This is a genomic window from Nitrospirota bacterium, from assembly GCA_016178585.1.
Classification (GTDB): domain Bacteria; phylum Nitrospirota; class Nitrospiria; order JACQBW01; family JACQBW01; genus JACOTA01.
The window spans coordinates 1-15746 of the sequence record JACOTA010000026.1; the positions used below are offsets into that span (position 1 = coordinate 1).

10 protein-coding genes are annotated in these 15746 nt (G+C 45.7%); 6 read left to right on the forward strand and 4 right to left on the reverse strand.

Annotated features, from left to right (window positions below):
- Nucleotides 1-375: 375 nt before the first annotated feature.
- Nucleotides 376-765: a CBS domain-containing protein gene (locus HYR79_04585; GenBank protein ID MBI1820967.1), complete on the reverse strand. Its 390-nt coding sequence runs from the start codon at nucleotides 763-765 to the stop codon at nucleotides 376-378.
- 309 nt (nucleotides 766-1074) lie between these two features.
- Between HYR79_04585 and HYR79_04590 the strand changes: the two genes are divergently transcribed.
- The 4 genes from HYR79_04590 to HYR79_04605 are packed head-to-tail and all read left to right on the forward strand — an operon-like array spanning nucleotide 1075 to nucleotide 6844.
- Nucleotides 1075-2481, forward strand: coding sequence for an HD domain-containing protein (locus HYR79_04590; GenBank protein MBI1820968.1), 1407 nt, complete (start codon nucleotides 1075-1077; stop codon nucleotides 2479-2481).
- 3 nt (nucleotides 2482-2484) lie between these two features.
- On the forward strand, nucleotides 2485-3150 hold the full coding sequence (locus HYR79_04595; GenBank protein ID MBI1820969.1) for an ABC transporter ATP-binding protein: 666 nt from the start codon (nucleotides 2485-2487) through the stop codon (nucleotides 3148-3150).
- A gap of 12 nt (nucleotides 3151-3162) precedes the next feature.
- The gene (locus tag HYR79_04600; protein ID MBI1820970.1) at nucleotides 3163-5742 is read left to right on the forward strand and encodes an ABC transporter permease; all 2580 of its coding nucleotides are present in this window, start codon (nucleotides 3163-3165) and stop codon (nucleotides 5740-5742) included.
- Entirely contained in the window at nucleotides 5735-6844 is a 1110-nt protein-coding gene (locus tag HYR79_04605; protein MBI1820971.1) for a carotenoid 1,2-hydratase, read from the forward strand. The genes HYR79_04600 and HYR79_04605 overlap by 8 nt, the downstream gene beginning before the upstream one ends.
- Here HYR79_04605 and tadA read toward each other — a convergent pair.
- The 3 genes from tadA to HYR79_04620 form a co-directional block, all read right to left on the reverse strand.
- Nucleotides 6802-8721: a Flp pilus assembly complex ATPase component TadA gene (gene tadA / locus HYR79_04610; GenBank protein ID MBI1820972.1), complete on the reverse strand. Its 1920-nt coding sequence runs from the start codon at nucleotides 8719-8721 to the stop codon at nucleotides 6802-6804. The two genes, HYR79_04605 and tadA, sit on opposite strands and share 43 nt — an antisense overlap.
- Nucleotides 8722-8862: 141 nt before the next feature.
- On the reverse strand, nucleotides 8863-11406 hold the full coding sequence (locus HYR79_04615; GenBank protein MBI1820973.1) for a DNA internalization-related competence protein ComEC/Rec2: 2544 nt from the start codon (nucleotides 11404-11406) through the stop codon (nucleotides 8863-8865).
- 1 nt (nucleotide 11407) lies between these two features.
- Nucleotides 11408-12259 carry a hypothetical protein gene (locus HYR79_04620; GenBank protein MBI1820974.1) on the reverse strand — a complete coding sequence of 284 codons (852 nt, stop codon included), beginning with the start codon at nucleotides 12257-12259 and terminating at the stop codon, nucleotides 11408-11410.
- Nucleotides 12260-12415: 156 nt separating this feature from the next.
- Here HYR79_04620 and HYR79_04625 point away from each other — a divergent pair, with 156 nt between their 5' ends.
- Nucleotides 12416-12778 (forward strand): VanZ family protein, encoded by a 363-nt coding sequence (locus HYR79_04625; protein MBI1820975.1) that lies wholly within the window; start codon nucleotides 12416-12418, stop codon nucleotides 12776-12778.
- Nucleotides 12779-12864: 86 nt separating this feature from the next.
- Nucleotides 12865-15669 carry an isoleucine--tRNA ligase gene (ileS, locus tag HYR79_04630; GenBank protein ID MBI1820976.1) on the forward strand — a complete coding sequence of 935 codons (2805 nt, stop codon included), beginning with the start codon at nucleotides 12865-12867 and terminating at the stop codon, nucleotides 15667-15669.
- The last annotated feature ends 77 nt before the right edge of the window (nucleotides 15670-15746 follow it).

A 15746-nucleotide genomic window follows, 5' to 3' on the forward strand; every position in this document is an offset into this window, starting at 1 on the left:
GCAAGGGGGTAGGTTCCCACTACAAGGAGTTTTTGAGTCGATCCGATTTCACGTCCCTTGATAATAAAAGGTTCTTTCGAGAAACAGGGGATCAAATACCCTAAAGATTTTTATAATTAGACATCAACTGCGGAAGTTGGGCTAAGAAAGGCCATTGAGGTCTTTAAAATTTCACCCCGGTACAAAAAACAGATCGACCGGAAATGGACCTGGAAAGCCAGAAGAGTTCTTTGGAGCGGCTGAACCTCTTGAATGACGAGAAGGGATTAGGTGCCAGGCGGAACGAGGCCTCGTACCGGAGCGTACAAAGTTAGTACGTGAGGACACGAGGGCGAAGTGACAACGCCGCAGATGATCCCTTATCGACGTTCAAGATTAGGTCCAAAACGAGCGGCCGGTATAGACAGGTCTGATCAAATCCTGCATCGAAACGATTCCGCCGATTTTAGAATCAACCGAAACCGCGAGGTGGCGAACCTTGCGCTGAAACATCATATCGCTGGCTTCGTTATCGGTTTTTTCCTCATCGATCACAAAGGGAACCGACATGACCGCTTCCACCTTAACGATATAGGGATTTAAATCTTTTTCCAGAACATTCCGGATAATGTCAGATTCTTCCAAAATACCGACGATTTCATTTCCCTTGCAAACTAATAAACTTCCAAGTTTCTTTTCGGTCATAATATTGACCGCTTCACGTACGGTTTTTTGCGCATCTACTTTCACGGGGTTTTTCGTCATAATTTGTTTAACTTTTACCATGGGATTCTCCTGGTGAGAAGGTTTAGTGCTAATGTTTATTATAGTAAGCAATATATATGCCAAAATTATTAATTTAAATTAATAAATAAAATCAATGTCTTATGTATTTAAGGTGATTCTGGTTTTGTTTCATCTTTAAAACGTTTGTTCCATATTTCATTTTTTTCCATAAATTTTCCCTTTTTATTCCTTTATGTATGAACCTGTTTCCTCCCAAAAAGATCAAACTTCGCAAATAAATCGAGGTTGACCATTCCAAAAAATAGATTCATAATCAAGATCAATTATATGTATTCAAGAGGTTAAAAAATGACCTGGAAACAAGCTTACGAAGGGGTCGCCATGTTTGCGGACCCCATCCATGAATATATTCCGTTTACCACTCCGACCTCGGCTCATCCTGAGGAAATGACCGAAAAAGATCTGATTGATACCCCCTGGGTTCAGCGTTTAAGATATGTTTACCAGCTTCAAAGCGCCAGATGGGTCTATCCATCGGCTGAACATACCCGTTTTCCTCATTCTATCGGCGCGATGCATATTGCCAGCCGTTTTGCGAAGCGGCTTTACCCGTCATTAAAGGCCGTCATTAAAAATCCCCCCTCAGCCGAGTATATTGAAGCGGTGTTGAGAATTGCCGCACTCCTTCACGATTCAGGACATGGTCCTTTTTGCCATTTTTTTGACCATAATTTTTTGGAACAATTTAATCTGACCCATGAAGATATCAGTCAAAAAATCATTACTGATGAGCTTGGCCCCATGATCAAGAAGATTAAAAGAAGCCCTTCGGGACCTTTTCGGGCGGGAGAAAAACTGGTTCCTGAGCAGATTGCCTTTTTAATTAAAAAAGATTATCAAAAAGATAAAAAGAATTTTCCTCAATGGCTGACCTTTCTTCAACCGTTACTGGGGGGAATTTACACCGCTGATAACCTTGATTATGTTTTAAGAGACGCTTATATGTGCGGTGTCGCGATCGGCCCTGTCGACCTCGACCGGCTGATTTACTACACTTTTTTCACCGACAAGGGGCTTACCCTTCATCGTTCCGGATTTCCTGCCCTCAGCATGTTTTTAAACAGTCGTCTTTATATGTATTCCAACGTTTATTATCACCGGACAACGCGGGCCATTGACCTTCATCTTAAAGAAATTTTTCGCCCGACGATTCAGCAGATTCTCCCTAAAAACCCTTTACATCAAATGAGCGATTATCTTTCTCTCACCGATTGGAATTTGATCGAGGAGGTGCGAAAATGGAAGTCCTCCAGAGATAAAGAAAAACAGAGGCTCGGGGTGGAATGGGATCGAATTCTCAACCGTCAGGTCAAGTGGAAGATGGCTTTTGAAACCATCCTTTCGATAAAAACTCACGAAAAAGGGAGCACGATGATTGAAGCGGAGGAACTTGAAAGAAAAATCCGGAAGGTATTGCCCCCCTCTCTGAAAAATGTGACTTTTCGAGTCGATATGCCCGGGCAGGACCCCCGGCCGATCAATCCCCTGATGATGGGGGAACAGCAGATTTATATTTACAACCCCTCCAATAAAAAAGTGTCGAAAGAAGCCTTATGGGAGTTTTTTGATTATATTCCCGCCCGTATTTATCAGTGCCGGATTTTCACCCTGAATCACGATCATGACGAACAACTCTCCGAGGCGGTCGAAAAAGTGTTGGGAGGAGCTATATCCTCCATTCCCACGAATATCTGAAAAATGATTGATCTGAAGAATGTTTCTCGAACTTATCCTCAGGGTTCCCTGACAGTTCATGCTCTGAACGAAATTTCTTTTCATATTTTCCCCGGTGAGTTTTGTCTCCTCATGGGGCCGAGCGGCTGTGGAAAGAGCACCCTCTTAAATCTTATCGGGGGTTTGGACCAGCCGACTTCCGGGGAAATTTTTTTTCAGGGGCGTTCTACCGCCCACCTGACTGACCGGGAGTGGACCCTCTACCGCCGGACAAAAATCGGAATCGTCTTTCAATTTTTTAATCTGCTGCCGACCTTGTCGGTGTATGAAAACATTTCCCTTCCCCTTGTTCTCAACAAGCTTTCCCGAAAAGAAATAGACCGGAAGGTTTTTCAGCTGGCAGACCGGTTGGGCCTCCTCGGAAAAGAAGCAAGACTTCCAGGAGATCTTTCAGGGGGAGAACAACAACGGGTCGCGATTGCCCGGGCATTGGTTCATTCACCCGACCTTCTTTTGGCTGATGAGCCGACGGGGAACCTCGACTCTCAAATGGGGACGCAGATCCTCGATTTAATCAGGGCGGTTTCAAAAGAAAATCAAATGACCGTCGTGATGGCCAGCCATAGTCAGGAAGCGGCATCTTACGGAGACCGAATCATCCGGTTAAAAGACGGGAAGATTTTGTCTTAAACAGGATTAATTATGCTGAAATTATTGAAAATATGGAGTTTTTCTCATTTTAAAATCTTAAAGGGGAATACGCTCGTAACGCTTTTGGGCATCGCCTTTGGCGTTGCTATTTTTACAGCGATTCAAATCGCGAACCAAAACATCCGGGACTCTTTTAAATGGACAATCGACCAGGTGGCCGGAAAAAGCCGGCTGGAAATCACCGGGCCGGATTCGGGATTTTCAGAGGAAAAGATCGTCAAGGTTCGAGAGTTCCCCGGTGTCAAAGAAGCGCTTCCCATGATTTTTCAATCCGTTTCAGTTCAGGATCCCATAACAAAAGGTGAGGAAGAGGTGGTGGTTTTGGGTGTCGACCTCCTTCAGCAGTCGCAATTTCCTGACTTTACGATCGTTCAGGACGAACACCCTGAATTCTTACCGGGGATGACCGGTTTATTAGAGCCGAATTCGATTCTTATCTCGAGTTTTCTCGCGGAACATTTTCATCTACGTTCCGGATCTGTTTTCTCTTTTACATCCGGTCACAAAACAATTCACACCCATGTCGCGGGTATCATCCAGGAACCCCATGACCTTCCTCCCCTCTACGGCGGTTTTTTCGCAATGATGGATATCGCTTCTTCCCAGGTTCTTTTTAACAAATTAGGAAAATTAGACCGGATCGGTCTTTTGGTCGAAGAAAATGAGCCCCTGGAGCCTTTAATCAAAGAGATTGAACACACCCTTCCCGGTCTCATGGTTCAAAGCCCGGAACAAAAGAACAGCATGGTCGACAGTATGCTCGGCTCTTTTAACTTGAATTTAAAAGCATTGAGTGAAATTTCCATTCTGGTCGGCATGTTTCTCATTTACAACACGCTATCTCTTTTGGTTGTCCGCCGGAAAGTGGAGATCGGAATTTTAAGGTCGGTGGGTCTATCCGGGAGAGAGGTTTTGCGCCTCGTTCTTCTCGAGGCGTTGATTTTGGGCGCAATAGGGTCTCTGATCGGGATCGGTCTTGGTTTTTTAATCTCCAAATGGATTTTAAAGGCGGTTTCTCTGACCGTCACCTCCCTTTATTTGAAAGTATTTACGCAGACGGTCTCTTTTCCTTTAGCCGCTGGACTTGAAAGTTTATTAACCGGCATCGGGGTTTCCCTTATTGCGGCCTTAATCCCGGCCTGGGAAGCTTCGCGATTCCTTCCGAGAGAAAACCTGATCCGCCGGGGTGAAGTCAAAAATCCGCACCTCTCAGGAGGATTGGCCCTGACTGGCCTGTTCTGTTTCATGGTCTCCTCAGTGCTGGTTTTTTTCCCTCCGATCCACCCCCTTCCTCTTTTCGGCTATCTGGCGGCAATTTTTCTCCTGATGGGATTGTCTCTCATGACGCCAGCCTGTATGTTTATTTTAAGCCGGTTTTTGACGGCGCCAATTTTTAGAAACCGGTTTGTTTTTTTTAAAATGGCGGGGAGCGGTTTTTTTAAACAGCCGGCCCGGAATTCAATTAGTATCGCGGCTCTCATGATGAGCGTTTCTCTTTTAATCAGCGTTACCTTAATGATCCATAGCTTTCGAAAAACCGTTGACCTTTGGATTGATCAAACGATTAAAGCCGATTTTGTGATCGAGCCCTCCGGGTGGTTAAATCCCGGGACCCTTTCCCTGGTGACGCCGGACCTGGAAGAAAAAATTAAAAAAATCGAGGGGATTGCCGGTGTCGATTTGTACCGGGAGGATCATCTTCTTTACGGCAACGACCCCTATCTTTTAAATTCGCGGAAGCTCTCAATCCATCAGCAATACAGCCGATACCTTTTTACCGAAGGCGATTCTTCCGAAATTTTAAAGGAGGCCATCGATCGAAATGAAATTTTAATTTCAGAGCGATTTTCTTTGGAACACCACCTTCGGAAAGGAGATTCGGTGACGTTAAATACCCCAACCGGTCCGGCTTCCTTTCAAATCGGGGGCATTTTTTATGATTATACGACCCAAGGCGGAAAAGTCGTGATCGACCGTTCTCTTTATTTGAAATATTGGAACGATCCATTGGTTAACGTCCTGGCCGTCTACCTTTCAAAGGAAAGCATCGATCAAAGAAGGGGTGAAGCGATCCGGAGAGAAGTCGAGGAAGCGCTTCAGAAGAAGGACCTGCTCGTCATTTCAAACCAGGAAATTAAGTCCAAAGTTATGGCCATTTTCGATCAGACCTTCGCCATTACCCGTGTTTTAGAGTGGATTACGATTTTTATTTCGCTTCTGGGAATTATCAATACTTTGCTCGCCAATCTCCTGGAGCAGAAAAGAGAGATCGGCATTTTAAGATCGATGGGGGCGACCCGGAATCAAATCGGCATTCTGACGCTCTGCGAAACCGGATGGATAACTTTATTGGGAAACCTGTTAGGGGCTGTTGGAGGGCTTGCCCTGTCGCTCATTTTAATTTTCGTTATTAATAAACAATCTTTTTTTTGGAGCATTCAATTTGATTTTTCCGGGATGATCTTTTTAAGAACTTTTGCGATTGTCACTTTGACGGCCATTTTGGCCGGATATTTTCCCGCGAGAAACGCCGCCGGGGGCAATATTTCCGAGGCCGTTCATTATGAATAAAACAGCGGCGTTATTTGTTTTAATTTCCCTGCTGGCACCCGGAACAGGGTCAGCCAAAGAGTTTAAACCGGCCCTTCCCGGCTATTCCTACCATTTTCCTGCCGATCATGGTTCTCATGATGATTATCAGGTCGAATGGTGGTATTTTACCGGCCATTTAACCGACAAAAAAGGCTCTCAGACCGGTTTTGAATTAACCTTTTTCAGGACCGGCGTTCAAAACGATTCCATTCGCGGAAATCCGTCGAAATGGCGGGTTGAGAATATTTATTCCGCCCATTTTGCCATTTCCGATGAAATGGAAAAGACGTTTTGGTTTCAAGAAAAAATAAGCCGGGAGGCATTGGGTAAGGCAGGCGCGGAAAAAAGTCATTTTCACGCCTGGATCGATCACTGGTACGGAAACGAAAAACAGGGTGTTTTTTACCTCGGAGCTGAGGAAGGGGCCGGCGAAAACAAAAAGAAAATCGAGCTAAAACTCATACCGGAAAAACCTTTGGTGATTCATGGCCAAATGGGTGTTAGCCCCAAGGATGAGAAGGAAATAAACAGGTCTCACTACTATTCCTTTACCCGGCTGAAAACCTCCGGGACATTGGTTTTAAATGGAAAAGAGCTGGAAGTGGAAGGAATCAGCTGGATGGACCACGAGTTTGGCTCCAGTCCTTTGCTTCCGAGCCAGACGGGATGGGATTGGTTTTCCATTCAACTGGATAACCGAACGGAGCTGATGTTTTACCAAATTCGGAATAAAGACGGTTCTGCCCCGTTTTCTTTTGGAACTCTGATCGATGAAAACGGGAAAACGGAAACCCTTCATTCTAAAGACTTTTCGATCAGGGCAAAGGGACGATGGCGTTCTCCGGGAGGCGGCTCCTACCCGATGGGATGGGAGCTGACCCTTCCCCGCGAACATTTAACGTTATTATTGACGCCCGCCATTGAAAATCAGGAGTTAAATGTTTTTGGAGGGAAAATGCGTTATTGGGAAGGGAGTGTGTCGGTTTCCGAAAAGTCTTCCACTCTTTCAGGGGCAGGATATGTAGAACTCACCGGTTATCAAACCGGTTTTGACAGTTTATTTTCGCAGAAGGGGCAGTAATTCCACCTGGATTGGATCACCTGATTGCACCGATTGCATTTATTTTTGGGTTTTTCTCCGCACATGGGACAGAGATTGAAATCATTTCTAAAAAGATGCGCGCAACTTCCGCATAAGGTGTCTAAATGCTCATCGGTTTCGAGACAACGAATCAATTCAGAAAATGGGGTTAAACCTTCTTTTACTTTTTGAAGGCCGTTTTCGCTCATCGAAATAACTCCCGCATCCTTGCAGGCATTTTTAAATTGCTGTTCGGTGGGACTCAGAGAAATCATCTCCCTTAATTTGGATTGGATAGGGAGGATTTCGAGCACGGCGCTCCTGCCTTTAAAACCAGTTTGATTGCACGATTTGCACCCTTTACCTTTAAAAAACCCGATTTTTTGGGCCTCTTTCCGGGTCAGGTTAAACGGCCTGGTCTCTTCTTCCGGCGGAGCGTAAGGGACCTTGCAGTCTGGACAAATTTTACGAACCAATCTCTGAGCCATGACCCCGATCAGGAGAGAGGAAATCATATAGCTGGGAATCCCGAGGTCTAACAAACGGATGACGGCCGAGGGCGCGTCGTTCGTATGAAGGGTTGAAATGACAAGATGTCCGGTCATGGCGGACCGAAAGGCGATTTGCGCCGTTTCCGTGTCACGAATTTCGCCCACAAAAATCACATCGGGATCCTGTCTTAAGATGGCCCGGAGAGCGGTGGCGAAGGTCAGTCCTCCCTCAGGATTTATCTGGATCTGGGTAATGCCATGCAAATGATATTCGATGGGATTTTCTACGGTAACGATATTGATCGAAGGGTGATTGATGTGATTTAACATGGCATATAATGTTGTTGTTTTTCCGCTTCCGGTTGGCCCGGTGACGAGAATGATTCCCTTTTTTCGGGAAAGCATCTCTTTAACCTTTTCTTGTTCCGGAGGCGATATTCCAAGGGTTTCAAACTTGAGCGATTCGGTCGATTGGCTTAGAATCCGGATGACCACCTTTTCGCCAAAATAACTCGGAAGAGAAGAAATTCTTAAATTGATCTCTTTGCCATTTGCCTTCAGGCGAACCTCGCCGTCCTGCGGAATCCTTTTTATCGCAATGTCAAGGTTTGCCAGAATTTTAATTCTGGACACTAAAGCGCCATGGATCCATTTGGGAATCTGCATGATTTCATGCAAGAGGCCGTCAACACGGCATCTTACGATGGATTCATTGCTGAAGGGCTCAATATGGATATCGCTGGCATTTAACTTTATCGCTTTGGCGAGAATCAGGTTTGCCATTTCAATGATCGGCGCGAGAGCATGTCTCCGGTCAGAAAGGCCATCCGGGCCATTTTCCTTAATTTCGGGAATAATTTGAACGACAGAGTCATTAAAGTCCTTCTGGCTGTCCAGAATAATTTTTTTAATGAGTTGGTGATCCTCTTGCTCATGGGTAGTTTTGTAAAACTTTTTGATCGTTTCCTTTAACACCGTGGGCGTGGCGATTGCCGGTTGTATGATAAAACCGCAGTAAAAACTTAAGTCCTGTATGGTATCAAAATCGAGCGGGTCTGCCATGGCAATGACCAATCCTGATCTTTCCAACCGAAGAGGGATGACAGAATATTTTTTCACCAGGGATTCCGGAATGAGCAGCAAAATGTCATGGTCAATCGTCGTAATCGTTTCGACATGCTGGTACCCAAGCTGAGATCCCAGGGTCCGGGCGATTTCTACTTCAGAGGTATAATTTAATTCAACAAGAACCTCTCCTAACCTTTTTCCGGTTTTCTTCTGGCGGTCAAGGGCTTTTAAAAGTTGCTCTTCAGTCAAGATTCCGCTGATAACCAGGATTTCTCCTAATTTCCGTTTTTGCAGCAGGGATGATTCTTTGGGCGGCATAAAGGGCTCCAAAACAAGGGATCGTTAATTTGATAAGGGCTTTTTTATAAGGTAACAATAATCTGACAATTGTCAATGGCCTTATTAAAAAAAAGGATGGAACAAAAAAAATAGCTTCAGGCAAATTGAGCAAAAACAGGTTTAAAATCTTTGTTTGAGGTTAAAGAGATTTTGCAGCTCGTCATTCAACATTTCTTTTCCAAGCGGGACTCTTTTAGGAATGAGTGAGACAGCGGTCATTGCTTCATATCGGTTGCCGTCGGTTTTGAAAATCAATGCCCCGTCCTGATCGGTTCGGTAAATACGGGTGTGAAGTGTCTGATAGAGCGCTATCGTGTCGGGATTGGGATGATGGTATGCATTATGACGCCCGGCCGAGAAAACGGAGATTTCCGGGGACAGGGATCGAATGAACGCCGGATCGGCAGAACTTTTTCCTCCGTGATGGGGAACTTTAAGAAAGGTCGCTGTCAGTCCGGGGTGCTCAAAAAGAATTCTTTCCTCTGCCTCTTTTTCGATATCCGCGGTAAATAAAAGAGCGTGTCGATGGTAGTCGATTTTAATGACAATCCCATCGTTATTTTCTTTGGCGCGGGCAGAAGAACGGACCGGGTCTTTCAGATGGGGATTGAATACCATTATCCCAATCTCTCCCATTTTTAAGTGATCGTCCGAATCCACAACTTTTTCGTTCAGATGCCGGTCTTGAATCATCTTTTCAAAGTGAACCGAAACCTGGGTCTTTTCGGTCTTTCCATTGGTCCAGACCTCTCCCACCTCAAATTTTTTTAAAATATAAATCAGTCCGCCGATATGATCGTTTTGAGGGTGGGTTGCAACCAGATAGTCGAGACGACGGATTCCGCGGTTCCAGAGAAAGGGTGCAACCACGAGGCGTCCGACGTCAAACTCATGGTAACGTCCCCCGCCGTCAATGAGCATATTTTTTCCGTCAGGAAACTCGATATAAGAGGAATCCCCCTGTCCCACGTCCAGGATCGTTACTTCTATTTTTCCGGCATGGGGATGGATCCGGGGGCCAAAATGCCACCAGAAAGGAACCAAAAAGGCAAGGGTCCATCCGAGGGCCTTCTTTTTTGGAGGCAGCCTTCCATATAAAAGGATAAGAATTAAAGTGAAAAATAAAATAATCTGGAATAAGGGTGGCGACGCCAGATGAATTTCTGCATAGGGAAAAGCCGAAAACCATTTTACAATTTTGTAAAACCAGGTAAAAAGGAGCCGGTTTAGAGGTTCGAAATAAAGGAAAGAGGCGTTAAAGGCCAATGATAAAAAGGAACTGATCAGGGCGATCGGAACGACCGCAAAACCGACCAGTGGAATAATGACGCTGTTTGCCAGGAGTCCGACCCAGTTAAATTGATTAAAATGATAAGCGACCAGCGGCGCTGTTCCAACGCTGGTTCCCAGGGAAATCCAGAGATAATTTTTAGTGTTTTGGGTGATTTTTAACCGCCGCAGTTTGTTGAACCTTGAAGTTTTAAGAGGAACGGAAGCTTTCTCGAAAAAGAGGGCGGATTTTTGGTTGAGCCGGTCCAATACCAGGGAAATCGACAGGACAGATCCGAAAGAGAGTTGAAAAGAAATGTCGTAAATTTGAAGAGGATCCCATAAAAGTATCACCAGCGCTGAAAGCGCAAGGGGGTTAAAGAGGCTTTGTTCACGGTTTAAAAATTGTCCGATGAGAAAAACCACAATCATGATCATCGACCGGTTTGTTGCCACCTGGTTTCCCGCCAATAATCCATAAAGGAGGACCGGAGGTATGGAAAAGGCCAGCGCAAGCTTTGAAGGAAGAATAAATCTGCTTAAGTTTAAAAGTAGGGGTTCAGGCAATCGGAGCAACAAAAATTTGGCGATCTGAAAGACTAAAAAAGCTACGAGGGCGAGATGGGAACCTGAAATCGACAAAATATGGGTCGTTCCGGATGCCATAAAATAATCTCTGATTTCGTTAGTTAAGTACCCTGATTCTCCGATGACAATTGCCAAAAAGATGGCCAGCGGTTCGCCGGTCAGCGTTGCCATTGCTTTTCCCCTGATCTCTTCCCGCCATTCGTAAACTTTTTTTAAAATCGATAACCCGCTATTTTTCCCGACAATCGAAAGGTCTTCCGGATGGGTCAGACTGGCGATTGCCCGGAACCCGTGGCGTGTTAGATACTTTCCGTAATCGAAGCTGTTCGGGTTTTGAAACCCATGAGGTTCCCGAAGGATCAGGGGAACTTTTATCCGGTCTCCGTAAGAAAGGGAAAAGGAGACCGCTCGATTGATATTGAGTTTGATTTTTCCCGCGGCCGGAATGGTTTGTCCGTCGGTTTCTACTTCCATGGTTTTTAAAATAAGAGAGGTGTGGTCTTTATAATGGGCCACCGTTTCATCAATAACTCCCGTGTAGATGACATTTTGCCCGATCCATCTGGAAATGTCGTTTTTTGGGGTATGCCCTTCGGTCCATTGAAGGGCTAAAAATCCGCCCCAGAAAAAAAGAAACAGGACAATATATTGAGGAAAGGTGATCCGCAGGAAAGAAAAAAAACTTTCAAGAAAGAACAAAAGAGAGAGAAGGGATGCGGTCAGGAGCGGATAAAAGAAAAAGAGATCCCCGGAAGAAATTCCGGCGATAAAAGCGGTTGCCACCCAGAGGAGCGGAAACCGGGTCATTTTACCGGTTATGACAAACGAGGCAGAGTGTTTTAGAGGATTCTCTTAAATATGCCGGAATCCTGGAAGAATGGGGATTGTGACAACTTCCACAATTGACCCTCCCCAATGACGTGCGGACCCATAATAAAGGATTGGACTGAGATGAAAAAAAATCGGAAGTGGGTCCTGTGGGCAAGGTAATCCCTTTTTCAGTTTGATCCGGAATAGACCAGTATCGGAGCTCGTTCGGCAGGGGCAGCGCGGGGACAAAGCGGCCGTTACTTTCCCGGGGATAGGTTATATTGACGGGGTGATCCAGAAGCTTTCCAGAGTCTTGTTTTTTTTCATGAATATCATTCCCGATGACGCCATCATGGCAGACCAAACAATCTGATGAAGGGTCCTCTTTAATTAAGCGAGAATGACCATGGAGATATCCCCCCTTCAATTCTGTGGAGGCCCAAAGGGCCTTTGACCCGCCTTCCGCGGGGGGGGTCTGCGGACTTAAAATGGGCGCTAATTCAGCGGGAATTTTGGGCGAACCCAAAAAACCGTTAACCTCCTCTGTCGTATGGCAGACTGAACAGACTTGATGGGAAGAAACAGGGGTGCTTCCTTTCGGAATAATATTATGGCTCGTATCCAGGATTTCTTCAAAAAGGGGAAGGGACTCTTCACTGAAGCCGGGGAGAGAAAAGGTTAGGAGCGCCAAAATTAAAAAAAAAGGGACTCTTTTCATCATTTTTTTGGAAAGACAGAGAGAAAATTTAGAACCAGGAGACGACTTGAGAATAGCAAAATTCATCTTTTTTGTAAAGAAAATGGTTCCGCCCAAGACCAGCGATAGACTTCGCACCCACTTATTAATCATGTCATTGCGAGCACCGAAGGGTGCGTGGCAATCTTATCGTAAAGTCTTGAGATTGCTTCACTTTGTTCGCAATGACAGCTTTCTAACTCTGTTAACTTTAAAGAGGTTTATCCAGGATGGCTTTTTGTCATCATCTGGATGGGTGTGATTTTTTTAATGTCGACTGATTTTTTTTCCTTTTCCAAAACCAGCAAATTTTTGTTCCCCCTGCTTCAGACCATTTTCCCCGGGTTATCTCTTAAGTCGCTTCATTCCATTCATGTTTTCCTTAGAAAATCAGGGCATTTCACAGAATACGCGGTCCTTTCTTTTCTTTGGTTCCGCACCCTCCAGTCGGGGGAAAAGAAATGGTCAACCCGTTCTGCCTTCCTGGCTTTTTTCCTTTCAGCCTGTTACGCGGCGACAGACGAATTTCACCAGTCCTTTGTCCTTTCGAGGGGCCCTTCATTATTGGATGTCGGAATTGATTCAGCCGGCGCCGCTTTTTCCCTCTTTGTCCTCCGCTTGTTAAAGGCTTAAATCGGTTTATCTGGATTGACAGGTGTTTGCGGCGAATGTTACTATAACGGATTATGGAATGGTCGCAGTTAGACCGATTCTTGTTTATGAATTACAAAGAGACCCTAAATCTTCCTCAAACCCAATTTCCAATGAAGGCCAACCTGACCCAAAAAGAGCCCGATACGCTCCTGTTTTGGGAAAAAGAGAAGCTGTACGAACAATTGCGCCGAAAAAAAGAAGGAAAACCGTCTTTTATTCTCCACGACGGTCCCCCTTATGCCAATGGGCATATTCACATCGGCCATGCCCTGAATAAAATCTTAAAAGATATCATTGTAAAATTTAAAACGATGGAAGGTTTCCAGGCGCCTTATATTCCCGGTTGGGATTGTCACGGGCTCCCAATTGAACACCAGGTTTTAAAGGAGTTAGGCCCTAAAAAAAAGGAGCTGACCTCCCTGGAGATTCGGCAAAAATGTCGCCAATATGCTGAAAAGTTTATTCAAATTCAAAAGGAAGAGTTCAAGAGGCTGGGTGTCTTGGGGGATTGGGAAAACCCCTATCTCACGATGGAATTTAAATACGAGGCGGGAATTTTACGCGAGTTAGGTAAATTTATTGAAAAAGGGAGTGTGTATAAAGGCAAAAAGCCGGTGCTCTGGTGCATCCACTGTGAAACGGCGCTGGCGGAAGCCGAAGTGGAATATCAGGACGAGACCTCAACCTCTGTTTATGTGAAGTTTGAAATCGTCGATCTGCCGGTTTCATTTGAAAAAAAATGGCAAGATCAAAATCTGAAACGGTCTATGGTCATCTGGACGACTACCCCCTGGACCTTGCCGGCGAATACCGCCCTGTGCCTTCATCCTGAATATCAATACAAAGAGGTGGAAACCGGCGGGGAAATTTTAATTCTTGCCGAGAAAAGGGTTGACGCCTGCATGAAAGCGTTCGGGATTTCCGATTTTAAAATTCGAAAAGGTTATTACCTGGGAAAAGACCTTGAGGGGATTACGGCCAGGCATCCGTTCATCAACCGGAAATCGCCTTTGATTACCGGGGAACATGTTACGCTGGACCAGGGGACCGGCGTGGTCCATACCGCACCCGGGCATGGTCAGGAAGATTATGAAATGGGGCTGAAATATGGTTTGGAAATCTACACCCCTGTCAACGAAAAGGGGGAGTTTACCGCCGAGGTCGCTGACTTTCCAGGAATCAATGTTTTTAAGGCCAATCCGCTTATTGTATCGATGTTAAAGACAAAGGGCGCCCTGGTCTCGGAAGAGGTCATCGAGCATTCTTATCCACATTGCTGGCGTTGTAAAAATAAGGTGATTTTCAGAGCGACGGAACAATGGTTTATTTCGATGGAAACTCATGACCTGAGGAAAAACGCGCTGAAAAAAATTGAACAGGTTCACTGGATTCCAAAGTGGGGCCGCGACCGGATTTACGGAATGATTGAAGCGAGGCCTGACTGGTGTATTTCAAGACAACGGGTCTGGGGCGTGCCAATCGCTCTTTTTCACTGCCTCGATTGCAAGCAGGTTTCCATGAATTCAGAATGGGTCAAGCATGTCGCGGCCTTAATGGAAAATGAGGGGGCTGACATCTGGTTTAGCCGGAAAACAGAAGACCTGCTGCCGAAAGATGCTTCTTGTGAGGTTTGCAAGGGGCGGCGATTTGGAAAAGAAATGGATATTCTGGATGTCTGGTTTGATTCGGGAGTCAGCCATGCCACCGTTCTTCGAACCCGGGAAGGGTTAAAATGGCCGGCAGATCTTTATCTGGAAGGGAGCGACCAGCACCGGGGATGGTTTCACAGTTCTCTTTTGACCGCCGTGGGGATTGAGGGAGAGCCTCCCTTTAAATCGGTCCTGACTCATGGATTTACGGTAGATGGCACGGGAAAAAAGATGTCCAAATCAGCAGGGAACGTCGTGGCGCCCCAGGAAATTATTCGCCAATACGGGGCTGAAATTTTAAGACTCTGGGTTGCGGCCGAAGATTACCGCGACGACGTCAGGATTTCGTCCCAGATTATTACCCAGCTGTCCGAAGCTTACCGAAAAATTAGAAATACCTGCCGATTCCTCATGGGGAATATCCATGATTTTGATTTGGAGGATGGGGAGATTAAGCCGGAGGATTTATGGGAAATTGATCGATGGGCGCTTAACCGGCTTCATCTATTGATCAAACGGGTTCGAAAAGCTTATACCGACCATGAGTTTCATATGGTTTTTCATTCAATCAATAACTTTTGCGCGGTCGATATGAGCTCGTTTTATCTCGATATTTTAAAGGACCGGCTTTACACCTTTCCGGGTAAATCAAAGGCCCGCAGGGCGGCCCAAAAGGTCATGTCTGAAATTGCCGTCACTCTGGCGCAAATGATGGCGCCCATTCTTTCGTTTACCGCTGAGGAGGTTTGGACCTATTTGCCCGAAAAATTGAAAAGTGAAAAAAGCGTTTTATTGACCGAATTTCCTGTCGAAAACGATCATGAAATTGATGCCGCGCTGTCAAGCCGGTGGGAGAAGCTGATTCAGCTTAGAGTTGAGGTCGCAAAATCGTTGGAAAACGCGAGGGCGCAAAAAATGATCGGCTCTTCTCTGGAGGCCGCGGTTCATTTGGAAGCGTCTGGAGAGCTTTTCGGGTTTTTAAAAGAGGTTGAAAAGGATCTTCCGATGCTCTTTATTGTTTCTCAAGTGGACGTGTCCGGGCTTTTTTCAAAAGAGGTCAACGAGACGCCTATAGGAAAATTATGGGTTGAAATTTCCAAAGCCAAAGGGACAAAATGCGACCGATGCTGGAACTACAGTGAACGGGCGGGAGAAAATAATGATCACCCTCTGTTGTGTGAGCGGTGTGTTCCCGTGGTGCTTGGCGTGAACAGGACTTAGCGTAGCATCCGGCTTAGCCGGTGCGAAGCGCGGGGTTCGGGGGCATCGGAGGATTTCACGAAGTGAAACCGCACGGA

Excerpts from the sequence above, each read along its gene's own strand:
- HYR79_04620 (MBI1820974.1), bottom strand. The coding sequence starts at position 12,259 with ATGATTAATAAGTGGGTGCGAAGTCTATCGCTGGTCTTGGGCGGAACC.
- HYR79_04605 (MBI1820971.1), top strand. The coding sequence starts at position 5,735 with ATGAATAAAACAGCGGCGTTATTTGTTTTAATTTCCCTGCTGGCACCC.
- HYR79_04615 (MBI1820973.1), bottom strand. The coding sequence starts at position 11,406 with ATGACCCGGTTTCCGCTCCTCTGGGTGGCAACCGCTTTTATCGCCGGA.
- HYR79_04600 (MBI1820970.1), top strand. The coding sequence starts at position 3,163 with ATGCTGAAATTATTGAAAATATGGAGTTTTTCTCATTTTAAAATCTTA.
- HYR79_04625 (MBI1820975.1), top strand. The coding sequence starts at position 12,416 with ATGTCGACTGATTTTTTTTCCTTTTCCAAAACCAGCAAATTTTTGTTC.
- tadA (MBI1820972.1), bottom strand. The coding sequence starts at position 8,721 with ATGCCGCCCAAAGAATCATCCCTGCTGCAAAAACGGAAATTAGGAGAA.
- HYR79_04595 (MBI1820969.1), top strand. The coding sequence starts at position 2,485 with ATGATTGATCTGAAGAATGTTTCTCGAACTTATCCTCAGGGTTCCCTG.
- HYR79_04590 (MBI1820968.1), top strand. The coding sequence starts at position 1,075 with ATGACCTGGAAACAAGCTTACGAAGGGGTCGCCATGTTTGCGGACCCC.
- ileS (MBI1820976.1), top strand. The coding sequence starts at position 12,865 with ATGAATTACAAAGAGACCCTAAATCTTCCTCAAACCCAATTTCCAATG.
- HYR79_04585 (MBI1820967.1), bottom strand. The coding sequence starts at position 765 with ATGGTAAAAGTTAAACAAATTATGACGAAAAACCCCGTGAAAGTAGAT.